The organism is Pseudobutyrivibrio ruminis, assembly GCF_015057245.1.
Taxonomy (GTDB): Bacteria; Bacillota; Clostridia; order Lachnospirales; family Lachnospiraceae; genus Pseudobutyrivibrio; species Pseudobutyrivibrio ruminis_E.
The window spans coordinates 21,552-42,637 of sequence record NZ_SVET01000022.1; the positions used below are offsets into that span (position 1 = coordinate 21,552).

A 21,086-nucleotide genomic window follows, 5' to 3' on the forward strand; every position below is an offset into this window, starting at 1 on the left:
TTAACCATAAATCCTACACTGTGCATACTTTGAAAATGCCTGCACTCTAGTCCCTGGGATTTGTACTGCATCTCTAATTATTTCTGGCAGATATGCATCCCATTTGACCTCCAATATAATTGGCGCGTCGCCCGCTGGAATTGTTACACATTCTGGATTTAAGAAATCCGTTCTATTCATCCCTGTTCTTATGTCATAATCTAATGTAACTCTTACATTTCCAGGTGCATATACAAATGGCTCTCTGGTGTAATCTACTATGGTCATTGGTCTCATTCCCTGATATCGCATCTTGCAATACAGCTCCTGAAGCAGTGAATGTGGGGAATCAATCATCCAATCAATATCTCCATCCACTATCTTCTGTGCCTCTTCCGCTGTCAATGGAGCATGGTATTTCGTACCAAGACCGTTACATTTACTTTTCTTTTCAAGGTGGATAATTCTAGTATCGAAGTTATAATATCTTATGCGAAATTTCTCTCGCATGTTCACCCCATCCACTTTTTCACGAAGTGCTTTGTCGTTCAGATTATCGAAATAAAGACTTCTTATAAGATATTTTCCGTCGATTGTATGTGGATCAGGTATCGCTATAGCTGACATTCTTTGCCTTATTGTTAGCAAGTCTGCATAGGTTATAGCGTGTTTCCATTCATGCCTATACCTCTTTTCCATAATTCACTCCTATCTGTTGCTATTTCTGTATCATTTAGCGGTATATTAACCCTGTCAAGTGTGCGCAACATGATTGCAATGTGAACAAATCGGTACAGGTTTTGTGTTTTTTAGGTTTTTCTAAGGACTTTTATTGCTATAATAGATTCGTAGAATTTTTCTTATTAATGAAAGGAACACTATGGATAAGAATTTAGCCGTTATATTTCCAGGAGTTGGATATCACTCAGATAAACCACTTTTGTACTATTCAAAGAAGCTTGCCAAGAATCATGGCTATGAAATAAAAGAAGTTAAATACACTTTTTCTAAAGATTTGAATTCTATTAAGACAGATGCCTTGCAGGCTGAAGCTGCAATCAATGAAGCTATGGCACAGGTTGTGGAGCAATTAAAGGATGTCGACTTTTCTTCCTATGATAATGTAATCTTTATTGGAAAAAGTATTGGCACAGCCATCGCTGCCAAATACGCCTTTGACTACGGTATCGAAGCAGAAAGCATTATCTTCACACCAATAGAAATGACTTTCGCCTATATCAATGCTTGTGAAGGCTTTGTCTTCCACGGAAGCAAGGATCCTCTTTGTGATACTGATATGTGCGTCCAGCTTTGTGATGAACTTTCAATCACATATGCCGTCATCCCAGATGCAAACCACTCTTTAGAGACCGGTGATGTGGATACAGATATTCAAAACCTTCATAGAATAATGAAAATAGTAGATGGATTATTTTAACAAAAAAAGAGCTTTGGGCACCCCCAAAGCTCTTTACTATTATTAACATTATGATTTCCATAATCCATGTAAGTTGCAATATGCATAAGCTGCAACCAATGAATCGCCATCTGTAAGAGCGAACTGAGCGCATGGCTTCTGACCTGGCTCGAGAACCTTTCTCTGAGCTCCCTGCTTTGTTTCGATAGCAATCCACTCAATGTAGTGCTCTGGAGCCATAGGATGCTCTACAGAACCAACCTCTACAGTCACCACATTTCCCTCTACCTTACATACAGGAACATGCTTTTCAACTGCACCATCAGAAGTACCAGGAACAAGCTCCTTCATCTTCTGACCACAGCAAGACATTGGAGCACCGGACTCCTTAACCATGCCTACAAAATTACCGCAAACCTCACATACATAAAATTTCATACCTAGCCTCCTTTTACAAGATACTCCCCAACTGTAGCTTCATTGTATCATAGGGGATTAGAATAGTCTTTAACTACACAAAAAACTCACAGATTATTGTGTAAAATATAGTTGTGTTAGCGATATGCCACAACGAAAGGAAATTAAATCACATCAAGTATTCATATATCCTATAAGTCAAGAAGTCTAATGCCTCCTCGGCTACTGAATAGTACATATAGTTTCCTTTTCTTTGTTTAGTGACTAATCCACCTGCGCTTAGCACTTTCAATTGTTTTGAAACTGCCGCCTCTGAGATTCCAAGCTTTATGGCAAGATTTTGGGTGGTGTCTGGACGATGCTTTATAATTCTCAGGATCTGTAATCTGGTACCATCAGCAAGACCATTGTATAGCCGCACTAGTTCCTCTGGAGGACATGTCTGCACATTCTCCGCATAAAAATGCTTCACTGTCTGAATAGATGAATTGTTGTCCCTACCCATAATCAGATGCGGGCTAAGGAATACGCTGCCAGTCACGAAAATTTTATTTATCTCATCATATTTAAAGTGAAACTCTCTATTTTTAACAAATACAATCCCACTCTCGTTTACCTTTAATCTCTCATGAATATCTGATAATGATTTTGCTATCCCCTCTGCCTCCCAGGCCTTAAGCATTTTCTTAAGTGCTGTATTCATAAGGGGCTCTAAAATCATTATTTCCTGATAAAAGTAGGATTCATAAAATCGTCTTGATACATTGATGATTTTTTGTTTTTGTGTAGGTGTTACGTTTGTGCCATTATCACTAAAGACCTTTTTCCAGGTATTGATTGAATATCCTTCTAGCGTGGTTAGCGCTTCCTCAATATTCATATCCCTCACCGGGTACGTGTCGAATGTGACAAAATCCATAGGTGCAAACCACTGATTTGTACACTCAGACAATTCCCTTATATCAGAAATCAGCTGCTCATCTACTATTTCTTTCACACGCTCCCACCAATGAAGTCTCGCCGTATGATGTTCGGGATTGCAAATAACATGCATAGCTGCAAACATTTCAAAAAGTGGAGAAAAAAATATTTCTCCACTTTTCATATAAGTATATGAATCTTTAATTCTATCTGTACAGATGCCTATTTTCATATATATTCCTACTAAAACAGTACAACGTTACCTGTCTTTCTCATATGTTTTTCTACAACAACTATTGTAATCAAAGTTGCTGATAAAAGCACCACTATTATTGCCACACACGCAAATATTGTGTTTGAAATAGACAATATGCTTGCGCCATTTAACAACACCTGTCGCAATGCCTCAAGAACATATGTAAGAGGAAATATTAAGCTTATGATTTTGGCCCATGCCGGGAAAATTGCTATAGGCACCTTCACCCCTGCAAAGATTTCCATAGGCTCTTCTAAAATAGTAAACAGAAAATCTGTATCCCTTGAATATAGAAAACACGCATTTAAGAATACACCCCACAATAATGCCATTATAATAAAAAGCAAAAGTACTATTGATACACCTATCGTATTTACGTTAATAGAAGCGCTATTACTAAATACAATCAAGAGTCCAAATATCAGCATTACTATAGAGCTTTCAAATACAGATGACAGTGCATTCCCCATTAATACTGCCAGTCTATTGGCTGTGGATAAATAAATGTATTCCAAAGTACCACTCTGCCGCTCCCTCGAAAAATTCCAAGCCGACTGAACAACAGATCTAAAAAAGCTCATAGCCATGTAGCCTAACATCAAAAATACTAATATGTTCTTACCATTTATGTACGAAACCAGCGTCCCTTCCACGTTAAAAGCACTATAGCTATAATATGCTGATAAAAAGCTAAATAACGGCCAGATAAAAAGGGAAATGTAAATTGTACGATTATTAAAATAGTTTTTATGTTGTTTAACTGCCTCAGCCCACACAACCTTTAGGAAATATCTCATGCTATTTCCTCCTTTTGCATATCTTTGGAAAGTTTTATGACAGCCTGTTCTAAAGAAGGCTCCATCTTATGCAGCTCATTGATAGTCAGCATTTCTTGTATTGCAAACCCTGCCAGTACAGATGACAGTTCCATTTTTGATTCGATTACTGTTTTTCCATTTTCGAAACTTATTTCTGCCTCGTTATCCACATAGCAAATATGACTTTTCAACTTTTGGTAAATAGCTTCATCCATACCTTTGGTTGAGAACTCATACTGATTACGCAGGAATACAAAATCTGTCAAATCCCTCTTGGTCCCCTCAACCACAAGTTCACCGCTATTTACAAGATAAATATAATCACATAATTCCTCTACCTCAGATAAGTAGTGCGAAGTGAGAAGGATTCCCTTCCCCTGTTCTTTTGCCAAACTCTTTATTTCACGATGTAGCTCCTGAGTAACCACTGCATCAAGACCTATAGTAGGCTCATCCAGAAAAATATACTTAGGATCATTTATGAGACCTCTGGCAATCTGCAATCTTTGTTTCATTCCCTTTGAAAATGTTTCTACTGGAAGATTTGCTTTATACTCTAGGCCTACTAACTTCAAGAGCTTCTCTATACGCTGCTTTAAAACAGCATTATCTATGCCATATAGCTGACCGTAGTACCAAAGATTTTCATATGCTGTAAGCCTCCAATAAATCATTCGCTCTCCGCCAGCAATCATGTTGATTTGCTTCTTAACCTCTGATGGATGTTTGATGGCATCCATTCCATCAAAACTATATGTTCCTGATGTAGGCTCTATAAGTGTTGTAAGCATCTTTATAGTAGTTGTTTTACCGGCTCCGTTTATTCCCAGCAATCCCACAATTTGCCCCGCATCTATTTTCATCGATATATCTTTTACAGCCTCTATTCTCTCTCTATGAGATTTGAAAAGCCCGTCTCTTCTTTTTACATCATATGTCTTTTTTAAATTTCTAACCTCTATCATCCTTTGACCTACCCTTCCATTTTTTCTAACGCTAATCTTTCCGCCTGCTTCATTAGAGGCATTCCGAATGCTATATAAATTGTTCCACTAATCAATGCCATCAAGGCTGTTTGGGTGAATTGACCTTGTCCCATGCCACCAAGCAATGCTGCTCTCATAAGAGAAACGCAATCTGTAACAGGGATCAGCTTTCCTAACAATCTAAGACCGGTTGGTAAATACTCTATTGGAAATGTAATTCCACAAACCAAAAACATGCCTGTGAATAATGTGTTTTGTGTAATATAAGTATTTCTGGTATAAAGCATCACGCATCCCAGCATCAGTGATAACCCAAAGAAGCAATATAGTGACAGGACCACTGCTATCCCAAATTCTACTAAGTTGAACTCATGTATTCTAAGGCCAAAGAATACTCCAATAAGTGTTGCTATTGCTGTTTCTCCAAAAGTGGTGATTGTCTGAAGCAACATATTGCCTAGGAAATATGCCACTCTTCTAAATGGAGCAAGCATCAGGCTTTCCAACGTTCCTTCCCACAGTTCAGTCATCAAGGTTCTGCTAACATTCAGACATGTTCTAACAACAAACAGATACATAAGACTACCCACTATAGCGTAGCTCATATAATCACTTGTGCCTGTCAAGCCACTGAAGCTATCCGACAGCTGTCTTCTGAAAAAATAGTGATACATCAGCCACGCTCCAAAGGTAGTATAAAAAGAAGTCAATATACACCCCACCATAAAGCTGATTGGATAGGCCCGCAGTCTTACCTGAAACTCCTTTTTAATGGTTGCTTTCAATACTTTTAGTTCCATTAATCCTCCTCTTTGCAATTAACCATTTGGTTAATCATATTTTATTTTTCAAAAATATATGGGATTATAATGATGCAGAATTAGAAAGTCAATAAGAATTTGAGATATTAATACGTGTTTTGGATGTTGATTATAATTAGGAAGAGCTAAAATATGGAGGCTGTTTTTGAAATCCTACCGCCAGATTTGCAAAATCCTAGTTTCGCCCGTAGTTTTTGACCCCTGTGTGTATAAACTAGGCCTTATGAGTGTAGTAGTGTGTATTATCTAGATAGATAGCGGGATGCTCTAGCGATTTATAGTCGATTTAGGCATACACTAATCCAGTAGTGGGCATTTCACTACGGTTGAATAATTAAAAATCGCCTCCCAACCGTAGGTTCAAAAAAGATATGCCACAGATGACAAAAAGCCCCACCAGACTGGTGCAGTAGAGGGTCAAGTATATCTACAAGAAAAAAGCCTTCAGACGAATCTGAAGGCTTTTTTGCTGAGGCTGAGGAGGCTCGAACTCATCTCGGTCTCAAAAATATTGAAAGAAAGGCATTTGTTGCCTCTGCATTTTTAAGTTAAACCACAGGTTAGAACATTGGGGTCAGAGGCACCTACTTTTAAAACTAACAATCATTGATGAAGGCGATGATTGCTTCAATAAAATGAGCTGGCTATAATGCCAGCTCAGCTTGCCATTACTTCTTTTTAAAATATAGGCATATAGCATACATATCATCAGGAATGACATATTCCAATCTTCCCGTATTGAAAGATATATTTTCAGTCTGGAAAGAATAACAATCAGCTAAATCATAATCTTTACTTAGGTCTAAACATACTTTTTCACCTTTAGCCTGATTAAAGCCATGTATTACAACGTACGCTTCTTTCATTTCTAGACTCTCTCTAACTATTGCTTGCCAGCCCTTTGGATGACGATAGCTACCTATCTTGCTTCCGTAGAAATATGTTTTACCATCTTTAATGATAGATGCGATTTTCTTGTAGAAGGAAATACCTTCATCTATCACTTTCCACTGTAATTCGTCCAATGAACACACGTCACCTGATAGGCACATTCTTCCTAAAAACGTATTTGCGATAGAATAAGCTACTCTCTTTAGTGAATCATCTTTTCTTATAACAGCCCAGATTTGACTTTGTCTAGGTAAGATTACCCTATGCAAGTTTGCTGCAATAATAGGTATTTCTGGGCACTCGTGTGCATCTGAAAATGAGGCCATACTACAAAGTGACATCATTAAAGGTTCAAGCTTATGTCCACCAGAAGCACAGTTCTCTAAAATGATTCCAGGTATTTCCTTTTTTACTTTCTGTATAAACTTAATAGATTGTTCCTGATTTTGTCTGAGACCTTCGCCTAGGGATTCAGCTCCATCGCATCCAATTCCCACGTTGTCATTACAATCCATTTTCATGTATTCAAATCCATATTGCTTTAAGGTACCAATAACCTTTTGGGTTAAATAATCTTGCACATACTCTTGGCGTAAATCCCAGAATCTTCTCATGGTAGTAGTCAATGGATATCCGTCACGTTTTAATAAGTGAGCTGTATCTTGATAAGCTTTTGACTTCTCTCCTACATTATCTATTTCAAACCAAATTCCTGGTTTCATTCCACCATTTTTAATAGTTTGAACAGTCTTATCTAGTCCATCTTTGAAAAGTTCTTTGGACACATCATAATCGCCCATAGAAACATCCCAAGGAATTCCCTCTTGCTTATACCAGCCACAGTCAATAACGAAGTACTCAAACCCTTTATCTTTAATGGTATTAACTATTTCACATATATTCTCGTGAGATGGATTTCCCCATGTAGTACAATACTCATTAAACATTATTGGCAAAATCTGTTCTGACTCAGGTCCATCATTTACGACCCTATTTAGGGATGAAGTCAGTCGTCTATATATTTCTTCCTCATCATGCTGGCATACAGAAACAATCGCCTCGGGTGATACAAATTCCTCGTTTGGCTCTAATGTCTTTGTCCAATGACCATACTCACGATCAGCTAAACCACCTGAGATTTGAACATAATCTCCTCGTCTATATACCTCCATTTGCCAAGAAGCATTATGCATAAGTTGAGCACCCCAAAAGATTTGGTTCTTAGAATCTTCCAACACCATAATAGGGAAGAACTTATTAACTGGAAGTGATCCTATAGAACCAAATCTTTCGCATCTAACTGCGTGGCCTCCCCATGATGGCTCAAGTTGTAAATCCTCAAGTGATATCGTTTCCTTTCTCCCTTCCATACTCCATACGCTACGGATTCTATGGAGTTTTAAAGTTTCAGCACCATCTTTATCCATCAACGGAGAAAGTTTGCCTAATGAAAAACTTGATAATGTTTCTAAAGTTACCTCTTTGCTGCTATTATTCTTAAAACTAGAATAGGTTCTAATTACATTTTCACCTTCTATATATGTAAGATGATGGCATACTAAGTAACCTCTTTCATCTTCCAACAGAGTTTTAATCTCCGTTGTATCATCTCCAGTTTTTACGCTTTGCTCTTTATATTCAAATCCAGTTACTGTAGGGCTTTGGCGCATCGTAACACCAGGTGCGTAGCCGCCATTATAAGTATCTCCCATTATCTTAACCTGGACTGCCGAATCAATATATGGCTTTTCTTTCATGTCATCCATATTTATATATTCAATAGCAGCAGGAAGTAAAACGAATTCAACATTCTTGGTATCTTCATCAATAAGATATGTTGCCTTCATGTCCCCTAAAACATAAGTGTTTAATAATTTCTGCATGATTATCCTTTCACCGCCCCAACGGTCATTCCTTTAATAAAGTATTTTTGTAAGCTTAAAAACAATATTGCTATTGGCATAACTGAAATAACAATTGCTGCCATCGCAGTTGTGTAATCACTGGCCTGAGCAGAAAAGAGTGACTGAATTACAACAGTAAGTGTTTTCAATTCTTTCTTACTTACATATAAACTAGCTAACATGTAATCATTCCAAATTTGGAAAGCCTGCATGATTATAAGTGTCGCCATAGCTGGCTTTAGAAGCGGTAATACAACGGTAAAGTAGGTTCTAAAAACTGAGCATCCATCAATTCTTGCTGCTTCTTCTAGCTCTATAGGAACTGTAGACATAAAGCTTGTCATTAAAAATACGCCAAATGAAATCGCCGTAGCTATATACATAAATATAATTCCAAATCTTGTATTTGTAAGATTCAAATTGGCACCAATAATATATATTGGTAAAAACAACGCCTGAAATGGAATTAAAATTCCAATGATGAAATATACATAACAGAACTTGAAAAACTTTCCTTTACTTCTAGCAATAGCCCATGCAGTAGCACTACATAATATAGCTAAAACCAATACTGCTATTGCTGTATACAAAAAAGTGTTAGTAAATGTAGTCGCTAAATTAAGCTTCTCAAAAGCCTTCTTATAGTTCTCAAATTGAATGCTTGACGGTAATGTTAGTGCATTTGTTAAATATAATTCTTTCTTTGTCTTAAACGAATAATTAAATACTACAAATATAGGCAAAATAAATATTACTGCTACTATTGTCATCAAAATTTGCGTAATAAATGTACTTTTAGTATAAGGGGTAGATGTAATTTCTGATTTGTCCTTTGTTCTTTTCATTATTGCTGCACCTCCCTTGACTTAAGTGTCTTAACCTGAATTAAGGCTACTAATAATAATGCAAGCACCAATGTTACTGACATAGCAGAGCCATATCCAAACTGTCTTGATCCAATTGCAGTATTGTATATCTGTAATATTACTGATGTTGAAGATCTACCAGGTCCACCACCTGTTGAAGATACTAATAAGTCATATACCTTCAGGGAACCTGTAGTAATTCCAACAACACATATAGTTATTGATGGAGCAAGCATTGGAATTGTGATATTAAAAAATCTAGATACTGCTCCAGCACCATCTACTTTGGCTGCCTCATATAGCTCAGCTGGAATAGATTGAAGTCCAGCAAGATAGATTAGCATCCAATATCCAATCCACTGCCAGTTATTTGCTATTAAGAGACCAGATAAAACTGTCTCACCGCTGCCAAATAGCAAGAAATTGATATTTGTTCCTAACACATCATTAATTTCAGGGAGCACGTTTGAATACATTTTTAACCAAATAAAACCAACGATTACTGAACTGATTAGACAAGGAATAAAAAATACAGTTCGATACAGTTTTTGTGCCTTAATTCCAGAATCGAGTGCCACTGCAAATAAAAGCGCAAATACGTTTTGAATTATCGTATTTCCAATAGTAAATTTTATTGTGAACCACCATGATTGCAAAAAATTAGTATCATGAAATAGATTGATGTAATTTTTTAATCCCACAAATGGCTTGTCTACAGTAAGACCATTCCAACTTGTTAAAGAATACCTGAAAGCAAGAATTGCAGGGATAATAATACCAACTGTAAAAACAATAAAACCTGGTATAACTAGCAAGAAATATTGTCTTTCCAACCTTTTTTGCAATCCACTTGTTTTAATATTTCCCATTTTCACCTCTCCAAACTAGCAGTCATTAAGAAAAATTGCTATAAAAATGGCCGCTGCAGAAGCAGCAGCCATAATTTTTAAAAACTATTCAGCTGAACTTGAACTAACATCAACTCTTGAATCAGAAGCTGCCAAGCAGTCCTCAAATGATTCATCTCCTAACAACCATGCTGCAATATCTGCTGCATTCTCCTCCTGGAAACCGCCCCATACAAGCTGGTTGTTTCCAAGGTTTACATCAACTACCATGCCCTCAGCTGCATATTTATCAATATCCTCTTGGCTAGGATTTGTAAATGTAGGAGTTACTCCTTCTAGCATTGAAGCTGTCTTTGTATAGTCATAAATCTCAACAGCAAGCTCCTCATCACTTGTAAGTAAATCCAGAACACAGTTAACAGCATCCTGATGTTCTGTAGTAGCACTTGTCATAATTGCAATGTTTGGCTCAAAGATAAGCTTTGAATCACCTGTTTGATTAGGGAATGGGAAAATACCAAAGTCAAAGTTCTCATCAATATCAAGGAAGTTTTGGATTGACCATGAACCTGACACCTTCATAGCTGCTTCTCCAAGAACCATCTTTGCATCGCAATCTGTCTGCTCAAGTGAAAATGTTTCTGGGAAAGTATTGTCATAAATTAACTTATTATACTGGTAACATGTCTGTGCTGCCTTATCCTCTGAGAATGAAGTTTTACCTGCTCTAAAATCATCGCCCCAAGTAGGATTATTATTAAATACATCATTCATCATGAACTGCATTGTAACGTTACCAATTGACCATGTATCAACCATATGCGATGCAAATGGTGTAATACCTTTGGCATTACAATCATCTATAATCGCCTGAAGATCTTCCTGAGTCTTTGGAATCTCCCAGCCATTATCCTTAAACATCTGTCTATTGTAATAAACTCCCTGATACAATGCGTTATAAACTAACCCATAAGTTTTTCCATCAAATGTAACATTCTCATTTGCTGCATCGAGAACACGGTCTGTATACTTACTATCAATCTCTCCAAGAAGACCTAAGCTAGAATAAGTAGCAACATCCTGTCCTTTTCCGATAATGATATCTGGGATTCCAGTCTGCATGTACTGTTGCATCTTTGGATGGAACTCTCCATCCCAACCAACGCATTCCCATTCCAATGTGATATTAGGATACTTTTCAGCCAAAGCCTCATCAATCATATCCTCAATACCAGCATCAGTTGTTGATTGTCCCGCTAAAACAGTTAATGTTACTGGCTCATCTGAAGCTACTACGGTGTCCCCCGAACCACTTGTAGCAGATGTTTCAGTTCCCTGACTGCCACAACCAACAAATAAACTAGCCACCATTGTTGATGCCATAAGCATACTCATCAGTTTTCTTTTCATAATTCCTTCTCCTTTTCTATGTGTTATCGATTACTGATGATGTAATTCTAAATCCTAACGTAAGTTCTCTGTTAGGAATAATTTGAAATAAAAAATTGGATTATTTTGAAATTATTCAAATTGCTTTCTATATTCTCTTGGACTCTTTCCAACAATTTTCTTAAATACTCGATTAAAGTAAGTATAATCGTCATAGCCTACTAAAAAAGCAGCCTCATTATTCTTAATACTTGAATCTCGTAAAAATTCCATAGCCTTTTCTATACGTTTATTAGCAATGTATTGGACAAGGTTAGTTCCTGTTTCCTGTTTAAACACTTTAGAAAAGTACGTGCTTTCAACATTAAATTTACTTGCAATTCCTCCAAGAGTTATATCTTCTGCATAGTATTCGTCTATATACTTTACTGCCTTTTTTACCGTGTCTTTAATTGAACCAACATATAGCTCTGATTGGACGCCGATAACCTCATCCAATAAAGACTGCATAGCCACACTTAGTATTTGAGTATCGAGTTTTTCTACACAGGATTCAATATAGTCAGATAGCTCATAATATGTATCCACGTCTTCGGTAGAAGCATTTACCATTGAATATTCAAGAATTATATTACAGAGTTTTCTAACAACCTGTTTTACTTCTAGAAAGGTCCATTCCTTTTCTTCTAAGGATGAAAATCCTATTTCTTCAAATAGTACTTTCTTAAGCCCATTTAAATCCTTACTCTGGAGCAAATACTTTATCTGGTTTTCCTTATCCTGATTTATAATGCTGCGCATTTGCTTATGGGTTGCTTCCTTTTCTTTTGAAGCAAAGAGTATGCAGCTTTCTTTATTAAAGCCTCTAGTCATCATTACAGACACAGCTTGTAAATATGCATCCTTTAATGTATCAATGCTATAACTATGCTCACTTACCGCAACTGTAATCGTACTATTTGACTTCTGTTCCAAATTGCTTATTATGCAAGCTGCCATTCGTCTCAAATCATCGATACCCGCTTCGCTGACAATTATAAATTCATTGTGCCTATAGATATAATTAAAAACGAGAAGATCTTCATCCATTAAGATCTCTGATAAATAGCTTTTTATCTTATATGAAAGCAAATTGATATCATTGCAATTTTCCTCTATAAGGTCATGTAACTGATGTATTTTTACAAGCATAATACTACAGCCAGAAGTCTCTACCGAATTGTTTGTAATAATAGATGGCGCAAACATAACAGGCTCTTTTTTAATTAATGCACTTAATTCTCTATCCTTTAGCGCAGATGAAGCTTTCAATATTTGAATTCTGTTTTGTTCTTCGTTTGCAAGTATTTCTAGTGCTTTAGAAACAGCCGAAACCAAGTCGATTTTACTAATAGGTTTTAGCAAATAATTAATAGCCCCCGCTAAAAGTGAGTCCTTTACATATACAAAATCATCGTATCCACTCACAACAAATACCACTATCTGTGGATATTTTTCTTTTATTATCTTAATAAGCTCCACGCCATTTACATATGGCATGTTGACGTCGGTAATAAGTATATTGCATTGCTCTGTTTCAACTCTTTGTAATACTTCCTCGCCATCACATGCTGGCTCCAAAAATGTAATATTATAAGCCGACCAATCTATTATTGTTCTAAATTTTTCCCTTATCCAATACTCATCATCCGCAACTAGCAGATTATATGATGTCGCCATTATGAAAATACCTCATCTATCTTTTTCCTTGGAATCCACAATTTCACTAATGTGCCCTTATTAAGTTCGCTATAGACTTTTAATCCATATTCCTCACCATATAGCATTTTTAATCTTGCGTTAATGTTGTAAATTCCAATAGAATTTCCTTCTTCAACAAGCATCCTGTCATTTTCTTCAAGACGCTTGTTCATCTCAGTCGCATCAAATCCAGTACCGTTATCCTCAACTTCAATAATTAGGTTTTCATCTTCTATAAAAGCTCTAATACTAATTATCTTATCGCCATGCTTATTTTTGATACCATGATTAATAGCATTTTCTACAAGTGGCTGAAGCGATATTCTCGGAATAGTATCTTGTAATACTTCTTCAGCAATATCAAACCTATACTCAACCACATTTCCCATTCTTACATCCATAACAAAGATGTAGTTTTTCAAATGATTGATTTCTTGAGCAACTGTCGAATATGGATGCTTCATATCTAAACTATATCTAAATATTCCAGACAAAGACTGGCATAGTCGACTTACGATTTCACAATTCTGAATGCTAGCAATGCTACTCATTGTATCTAATGTGTTATAAAGAAAATGAGGATTGATCTGTGCCTGCAATGCCTTATACTCAGCTTTGTTAAGTAAAAGTTTGTTCTCATACTCCTGACCAATTAGATTTTCTATCTCATCAAGCATATGATTAAACTCACTTCCAAGTTGTCCAATTTCATCTGGCCCCGTATAGTCTATTCTTAGATTAGTGTCACCATCACTAATTTGAGAAACTGTGCTGGTAAGCTTTTCAAGTGGCTTGGCTAAAGTTTTTGTTATGTATAGGAATAAAACAATTAAAACAACAGATAACACAAGTACAATTAAGAGCATATTTCTTCTTAGTATTACTTGGTTTTGTTGTAATAAGCTCTTAGGCATAATGGTATAAGCTGTTAAGTTATACTTCTTCTGACTAACAGAAAACAAAACATTATTTCCTTCAACAAGACTATCTGTATTTGTTTCTTCGGAAGCTTCAACTTTGCTGCTGACAGCTTCGAATACATCTTGATTAACGCCTGCTGGATTATCCATAACATACAATACCAAATCACTAAATGGCTGGATCCAGACGTAGGTATTATCGCTAATTACGTATTTTCTCATTATCTTATCAATGGCTTTAGTATCGATATCGCATACGACATACCCCACTTGCTCTTCTAGCTTATTGATATTATGAATCTTAACTACAAACCTTATGATATTTCTATTAAGCGCCTGATTATAATATCCAGAAATGAGCATCTGATTATCATCAGAACCAACATATTCCTTTACCTTGGCTGAATTATATTGTTCTTCATTAACATAAATATCTTTGGGATAATTATGACGAGGAGTAGAAAATTTACGATACACACTAACTGTTTCATTATCATCTGTATACAGATATAGAGCTAGCGTGCCTTTTTCCAGAAGTGATGTACTTGTAACAAGCTCTTTTGCACGAGAATAATACACTTCTCTAAGAGTGTTTATATCCTTATCTTGACTGATATCTCGTAAGAATTCCTTGTCATTATAAATATCTATAATGTCAGACTCGATTCCAAAAAAATAGGTATACAATTCATTTTGCATATTCTGCAACGAATTGTAGCTTTCCATTTCAGCTTGTTTGTAAATAAGGGATTCTGATGCGTTTGCAAACAGAATTGTTTGAACTAAAAGAGCGCCATATGTACAGCATAGGCACATAATTAGAATTTTAGTACGAAGTTTTAGTTTCATCCCCACTATTCCCCCCTTCTCCGTAGCCTTAGTATAGCATACTATCGTTTCTCTTAAACAGCCAAATTCTCAATTAAAAAGAGCTGGCTATCAACCAGCTCTTTCATATTCTCATATTAATAATTGAATGCACTGTGATCATATAATATTCATTAGATATCAATCAATGCTATAGCAACATCATTCACGTTCGTTCCTGTTGCACCAGTTATTATCAGACCATCAACTGCTTTTAATGCATTGTATGCATCATTATCTTTAAGAACATCATGTATGTTGATTCCTTTAGATAGTAATTCTTGATAAGTCTCGTTATCAACATAGCCTCCAGCGGCATCTGTTGGGCCATCTGTTCCATCACTACCAACTGATGCTACTGCAATGCCCCTGTTTCCAGCTATTCCTATAGCTGCGCTGAGTGCAAGTTCCTGATTTCTTCCACCTTTACCGGTACCAGTAAGATGAACTACTGTCTCTCCACCAGCAATAATGGCAAGCCTTTCATTGTCTTTTGCTTTTGTTTTGGCGATGCTAGCAAGAAAACTTCCTGCTTCTCTTGCCTCGCAGCAAAGCTCATCAGTCAAAATAATAGGCTTATAACCTAACTTTCCACTGTTGCTAGCAGCAGCTCTACAAAGTTCTCTAACTGATCCCGTTATGTGAGTTTCTACATTATTTAATTCTTTAGGAGTTTCTTTATCTAATAGCTCTTCAGCTTCCTTAGAAAGCTTGATATTGTATTTACGAACTATTTCTTTTGCTTCATCACATGTAGAAAAATCAGGATATGCAGGGCCACTTGCTATCATATCAAGTGGGTCACCAACTATGTCGCTAAGCACAATACTAAATACTTTGGCTGGAGCACAAGCTAGAGCAAATCTACCGCCTTTTACTTTACTAAGACGCTTGCGAATAGTATTTATCTCTACTATATCAGCACCACTAGCAAGTAACTGTTTTGTAATGTCTTGTAGTTCTTCACCAGAAATTAATGGCAATTCAAACAGGGCACTTCCACCACCGGAAAGTAAAAAGATAACTGTGTCATCTTCTGATAGTCCTTCCACTAATTCAATAGCTTTTTTTGTCGCATCAAAGCTATTTTGATCAGGTACTGGATGTCCTGCTTCAAAGCATTGTATCCCCTCAATGTTGCTTTTCACATGATCATATTTTGTTATTACAATGCCGCCATCTAATCTTTTAAGAACCTTTTTTGCTGCTGCGGCCATTTGCCAAGCCGCCTTTCCAGCGGCTACTAGAATCACTTTACCTTTTCCATAAGAGAAATTGTTAAGGGCTCTAGTAACCGCCTCATCAGGCAGAACTTCTTTTATTGTGTTTTCAACAATATAATCAATATCATTCCTTAATTTCTGATTCATAAAACTTCCTCAATCACATTTTTAATGTATGAATAGGCTAAGTATAGCTATTTCAATTATAGCTGCAATACCCATAACAAGCGATGCTACTGTCCAGGTCTTGTAACCTCTTTCTGGAGTCATCTCACCAAAGTTAGTAACAACCCAGTAATAAGAATCGTTTGCATGTGATACTGTCATAGCACCTGCTCCGATTGCCATACATACAAGTGTTATCTGTGCTGGTGTAGTAAAGCCAAGCACTGGAAGAAGTGGAGCTACGATACCAGCTGTTGTTGTAAGTGCTACTGTAGAAGATCCCTGGGCACTCTTTAAGATAGCTGAAAGTAAGAATGGGAAGAAGATGCCCATTGCTGAAAGTACTGTAGCATGTTCTGAAATGTAGTTAACCATATCAGAAGAAGCGATAACTTTACCAAGTACACCACCTGCAGCTGTAATGAAAAGAATAGGACCAACTGTCTTTAATGTATCGTTTACGATGTCATAGAACTCATCAATCTTTTTAGCTCCGCAAAGCTGAATAACAGCAAAGATTGTACCTACTGCAAGAGCGATAATAGGAGTTCCTAAGAACTTGCAGATGCTAGCACCAGCGCCTGTTACCTTAGCCATTGTAACAATTGAAGATAATGCCATAAGGATGATAGGAACGATAATAGGTGCAAGAGCAGAGAATCCATTTGGAAGCTTACCATACTCAGCAACTAATTCTTCGTATGTTTTGCTAACTGCGTTTGTATCAAATTCATCATCAGCCTTAACCTTCTTGCCAATAAATGTAGCATAGAAATATGCTGCAATAAGTGGACAGATTGAACAAACAATACCAAGTCCAATTACAAGAAGTAAATTGTCACCAATTCCAAGTGTATTTGCTGCAGCAATTGGACCTGGTGTAGGAGGTATAAATACGTGAGATGTAAATAGACCAGCTGCAAGACCAACTGTCATTGCAACAGAAGATGAAGCTGTTCTCTTTACTAAAGCTTTACGGATAGGGTTTAAGATTACAAATCCTGAATCACAGAATACTGGGATTGAAACGACCCAACCCATAAGCTCCATAGCAAGTACAGGATGATTCTTACCTACAATCTTAATTACAATATCTGCAAGCTTAAGAGCTGCTCCTGTTTTCTCCAAGATGCTACCAATTAAAGCACCAAGGATAATAACAATACCAATAGATGTAAATGTGCCAGAGAAGCCCTGACCAATTACAGTAGCAATACCAGCCTTTGTTGTTCCGTCTTCTAATGTGACATCAACAATAGGAATGCCCGCTAATAGACCTAATACTAAAGAGATGCACATAATTGAAATAAATGGGTGAATCTTGAATCTTGAGATCATGACAATCATTAATACGATTGCCAAAATAAAGATGATAATTAACGGAAATCCAGTCATGGAACCGCCCTCCCTTCTTAAAGCATTTATAAGATACTTTTATGATAAGGGAGGGCGTTATAGAATTTAATGTACTATCATTACAAAAAGAGCATTAATTTTTTGTGTTGAGAACACAACACATTATATATTGTATTTGTTCCTCTTCCTATACAAATAGGTGTAGAAACTCTCTAAAAAGCTTCTATCAGAAGCTTTAGCCACTGGGTCGATATCCATTAATTCCTTGTACTTATTGTATCGATAAACCAATGTATTCTTATGTATGAATAACTCCTGGGCTGCTTTATTAAAGTTAAAGTTGTTTCTAATTAAAGCTCCAACTGTCTCTATGAAATCATCAATCTTTCCCTCTGGAAATTTGCTTTCAAAGATATAAAACATGTTTGCCATATCTCTCATTGGAGTAATGAAATGCAAATACTCTCCTACATGATCATAAAAGAAGACAGAGCTTCCCTCTGTTTTTATATATTCCTGTAACCATCTACAATGTCTGTATGCATAGTAATAGCGTGCATAAGAATCTTGGAAACTACCAATGTAAAACTTTGCCTGAGTATCATTTTCTTTCATCCATCTAAGAACTGGACTTAAATACTCTCCAACTATGTATTTGTAATCAGAGAATAATTCGCTAACTGTGTCAGGCATAGTTTTAAATATGATGACTCTCTTTTCATCAAGAGCTAAAGAAACATCTTTTAAAGTATGATAAGGACTCTTTTTCAGATGCACCAAAAAGTCAGATGCATTGACCCCATCCATAATGGCTAAGATAGGAATTCTTATTCTCTCTTCAGGATAGCCAAGCTCCTCAGCCAACTCACGTATTTCCTGCGAATCCGCATACTCAACCTCAGTTAACATATGGATAAAACGTTCTTTTCGATTTTCACGTAGTCTGGCTTTTTCTTGCTGCTTTTCATAGCGAAGCATAGACTGAATTGCCATCTTTACAATCATTGCTACAGGTCTGACTTCCTCTGGCTCTCCAGTAAGACCAACTACTCCCTCTCGCCTTCCATCCATCTCTATTACCATGTTTATGCCTGGAAGAACGTTTGGAAACTGCTCAATGGTTGTAGTATCAACTATGTCCTCTTCCCCATGAACAATTCTGTAAGCAATCTCGTGATACTGTCCCACTCGCTCACTATTTCTGCTTGCTATTATTACACCGTCTTCATCCATAATGTTTACATTATATGAAGTGTATTCTGTTACCTGTTCAATAAACTTTTCCGCTAAAAGCTTACTAATCATGCCCCTTCTCCCTTTCCATCATCATATCCACTATTTTAAATCTTAGGCTATACAAAAGCAAAGTTCGTAGCGAGCTTTCAATCATGTATGCTGGCAGATTAAAAATTATGTCCACAAGGATGTTATGAACATAGGTGATGCATCCTTACTTTTTTCAAAGCCACAGTTATTGTAAAAGTTCATTTCATTGTCATAAGCAATTACAGCTATTCTTAGATAGCTTTTGTACTTTTCTTAAATCATATCAATCAAAGTTCTGCCAATCTTCTGATAAAAATAATTCTTCTAGTTCATTTTTGTTAAAGTTATGCTTATCTGTATATTTGATGTTCATTATTGCCTCCTTAAACTAGTTCCATTTCAGATTCCATTTTTACAAAACCATATTTTTCATACAAAGGACGTCCCATTTCAGTTGCCTCTAATGAAATATTGTTAATCCCACGTTCTTTTGATATTTTAACGAGCATATCTAATGTTTTATATGCGATACCTTGACGTCTATAATCTGGAGCCGTATACATATTCATGATATAAGCCTTCTTGCCACTAGGGTTATGATACGTAGGCATAACACTATAAAAACTAACGCCTCCAGCTCCTATGAATTTATCGTCCTCCATGACGAGAATTGCATAATGGGTATTATCCTCCAATGCTTTTTTGTAATAGTTATAGGATTCTTTTTCTACATTTGCCATATCCGTAGAAGCATCTAGCTTATTTGCTGCTCTTAAGACTTCAATACGTGATGTAGTCAATAAATCAAGATCATTCAATGTTGCAACTCTAAATTCCACTTTTATGTCCTCCTATGATTGTTTATGTTTTCAAAAGCATACACTATGAAGTTTAATAAAACAATTATTTGACTTGTCTTCCAATGAACTGTATAGTCTAAAAAAAGATGTAGCCCAATCTGACTACACCCTTCATAAATCTAAATTATCATAGAAGTTCCATATTTACAGAAAAAATTTCATAGGCTCGACTTTTCATTTGCATTAAAACGATTCCTTATCTATTTCATTATTAATAATCAATCCTCATCTATTTCAGAAACAGCCTCTATCAACTGTGTTACAGCCTCATTCAATTGAATTGCATTCTGACTTGTTATGATTGATTTACCTGTTTCTTGTTCTATCTCACGTCTCGCATTTCCTGCAACACTGCCACCCTTTTGCGCAATCTTTTGATTTTCTTCTAACCCGCTAGGATTATGTACTTTAGTAAGCTCAGTTGTTGTAGCCTCAGCCAGCATATTAAGAGCTAATTCAAGGGTGGACATATTATCTCTTAGATTTTCTTTCTTTAGGCCTTTAAGATTTTTATACTGTCTAGTACTCATTCCAGACCAAGCTCTAGTAACTTCATCTGTCAAAATAGCAAATTCTCTGCCCTGTTCCACACCATGGGCTTTCCACTGATCTGTTAGTTCTTTTCGCGCTCTAATTGTCTGTAACCTTTGATTAATCCAATCAGCATCATATCCCAGTTTAGAATATGTTTCTAAGGCTCTATCAATCGTAAGCTCTGGGTCAATGGTCTCCTCTATTCTCTCTCTACCAACTTGAGCTAACCACATTTTAAATGGCTCTGCTTTCTTTGATGGAATAGATTGAATAATACGGAGTAACTGTTCAGTATTTGCTACGTCAGTTAATCGTTTTTTTCCATCCTGTGCTGTCATTTTCAACTGGTGACAATTTGTCACCAGTTGACTTCCTTCATCCTTAAGCCTCTGTTTAAGCTTATTCCAATATTTCCTACCATCAGCACTTTCTGTTAAAACTTGGCATACATCTACAATCGAAAAATACCATTCTTCCTCTTCTTCAACCCATGCAGTTCGAATTGGTTGATTTTCAAATAATTCTAGCTTATCATCTGCCATATTAAATACTCTCTTTCCCTTTTTCCCTCAAATGAAAAACTCATTGCAAAATAGAAGGTATTTCTAATACATTAAAGATTGTATTTTCAATTTTTGTGGT

18 protein-coding genes are annotated in these 21,086 nt (G+C 36.3%); 1 reads left to right on the forward strand and 17 read right to left on the reverse strand.

Going from position 1 to position 21,086, the window contains the following annotated elements:
• Positions 1-678: a polyphosphate polymerase domain-containing protein gene (locus E7274_RS13135; protein ID WP_304176497.1), complete on the reverse strand. Its 678-nt coding sequence runs from the start codon at positions 676-678 to the stop codon at positions 1-3.
• Positions 679-859: 181 nt separating this feature from the next.
• Here E7274_RS13135 and E7274_RS13140 point away from each other — a divergent pair, with 181 nt between their 5' ends.
• Positions 860-1,417 (forward strand): alpha/beta hydrolase, encoded by a 558-nt coding sequence (locus tag E7274_RS13140; RefSeq protein WP_304176499.1) that lies wholly within the window; start codon positions 860-862, stop codon positions 1,415-1,417.
• Positions 1,418-1,465: 48 nt separating this feature from the next.
• Here E7274_RS13140 and E7274_RS13145 read toward each other — a convergent pair whose 3' ends face one another.
• From E7274_RS13145 to E7274_RS13220, 16 genes are all read right to left on the reverse strand, one after another.
• Positions 1,466-1,834: a desulfoferrodoxin family protein gene (locus E7274_RS13145; protein ID WP_033153498.1), complete on the reverse strand. Its 369-nt coding sequence runs from the start codon at positions 1,832-1,834 to the stop codon at positions 1,466-1,468.
• A 148-nt stretch (positions 1,835-1,982) separates the two neighbouring features.
• Complete coding sequence (locus E7274_RS13150; RefSeq protein WP_304176501.1) at positions 1,983-2,966, reverse strand: ArsR/SmtB family transcription factor; 984 nt, start codon at positions 2,964-2,966, stop codon at positions 1,983-1,985.
• A gap of 11 nt (positions 2,967-2,977) precedes the next feature.
• The gene (locus tag E7274_RS13155) at positions 2,978-3,787 is read right to left on the reverse strand and encodes an ABC transporter permease (RefSeq protein ID WP_304176503.1); all 810 of its coding nucleotides are present in this window, start codon (positions 3,785-3,787) and stop codon (positions 2,978-2,980) included.
• Positions 3,784-4,773, reverse strand: coding sequence for an ABC transporter ATP-binding protein (locus tag E7274_RS13160; protein ID WP_304176505.1), 990 nt, complete (start codon positions 4,771-4,773; stop codon positions 3,784-3,786). The genes E7274_RS13155 and E7274_RS13160 overlap by 4 nt, the downstream gene beginning before the upstream one ends.
• 8 nt (positions 4,774-4,781) lie before the next feature.
• Positions 4,782-5,594: an ABC transporter permease gene (locus E7274_RS13165; protein WP_304176507.1), complete on the reverse strand. Its 813-nt coding sequence runs from the start codon at positions 5,592-5,594 to the stop codon at positions 4,782-4,784.
• 689 nt (positions 5,595-6,283) lie between these two features.
• The gene (locus E7274_RS13170; RefSeq protein ID WP_304176509.1) at positions 6,284-8,389 is read right to left on the reverse strand and encodes a glycoside hydrolase family 36 protein; all 2,106 of its coding nucleotides are present in this window, start codon (positions 8,387-8,389) and stop codon (positions 6,284-6,286) included.
• A gap of 2 nt (positions 8,390-8,391) precedes the next feature.
• Positions 8,392-9,255, reverse strand: a complete 864-nt coding sequence (locus E7274_RS13175; RefSeq protein WP_304176511.1) for a carbohydrate ABC transporter permease — start codon at positions 9,253-9,255, stop codon at positions 8,392-8,394.
• The gene (locus tag E7274_RS13180; protein ID WP_304176514.1) at positions 9,255-10,145 is read right to left on the reverse strand and encodes a carbohydrate ABC transporter permease; all 891 of its coding nucleotides are present in this window, start codon (positions 10,143-10,145) and stop codon (positions 9,255-9,257) included. The genes E7274_RS13175 and E7274_RS13180 overlap by 1 nt, the downstream gene beginning before the upstream one ends.
• 84 nt (positions 10,146-10,229) lie before the next feature.
• Positions 10,230-11,534, reverse strand: coding sequence for an ABC transporter substrate-binding protein (locus E7274_RS13185; protein WP_304176516.1), 1,305 nt, complete (start codon positions 11,532-11,534; stop codon positions 10,230-10,232).
• Between the two features lie 111 nt (positions 11,535-11,645).
• On the reverse strand, positions 11,646-13,232 hold the full coding sequence (locus E7274_RS13190; protein ID WP_304176518.1) for a response regulator transcription factor: 1,587 nt from the start codon (positions 13,230-13,232) through the stop codon (positions 11,646-11,648).
• Entirely contained in the window at positions 13,232-15,022 is a 1,791-nt protein-coding gene (locus E7274_RS13195) for a sensor histidine kinase (protein WP_304176519.1), read from the reverse strand. The genes E7274_RS13190 and E7274_RS13195 overlap by 1 nt, the downstream gene beginning before the upstream one ends.
• Positions 15,023-15,174: 152 nt before the next feature.
• A complete protein-coding gene (locus E7274_RS13200) occupies positions 15,175-16,410 on the reverse strand; it encodes a glycerate kinase type-2 family protein (protein WP_304176521.1) in 1,236 nt (411 codons plus the stop codon).
• Positions 16,411-16,431: 21 nt separating this feature from the next.
• Positions 16,432-17,823, reverse strand: a complete 1,392-nt coding sequence (locus E7274_RS13205) for a GntP family permease (RefSeq protein WP_304176523.1) — start codon at positions 17,821-17,823, stop codon at positions 16,432-16,434.
• A gap of 123 nt (positions 17,824-17,946) precedes the next feature.
• Positions 17,947-19,089: a CdaR family transcriptional regulator gene (locus E7274_RS13210; protein WP_033154319.1), complete on the reverse strand. Its 1,143-nt coding sequence runs from the start codon at positions 19,087-19,089 to the stop codon at positions 17,947-17,949.
• 344 nt (positions 19,090-19,433) lie between these two features.
• Positions 19,434-19,895 carry a GNAT family N-acetyltransferase gene (locus E7274_RS13215; RefSeq protein ID WP_304176528.1) on the reverse strand — a complete coding sequence of 154 codons (462 nt, stop codon included), beginning with the start codon at positions 19,893-19,895 and terminating at the stop codon, positions 19,434-19,436.
• 233 nt (positions 19,896-20,128) lie between these two features.
• Positions 20,129-20,986, reverse strand: a complete 858-nt coding sequence (locus E7274_RS13220) for a BRO family protein (RefSeq protein WP_304176525.1) — start codon at positions 20,984-20,986, stop codon at positions 20,129-20,131.
• Positions 20,987-21,086 lie beyond the last annotated feature (100 nt).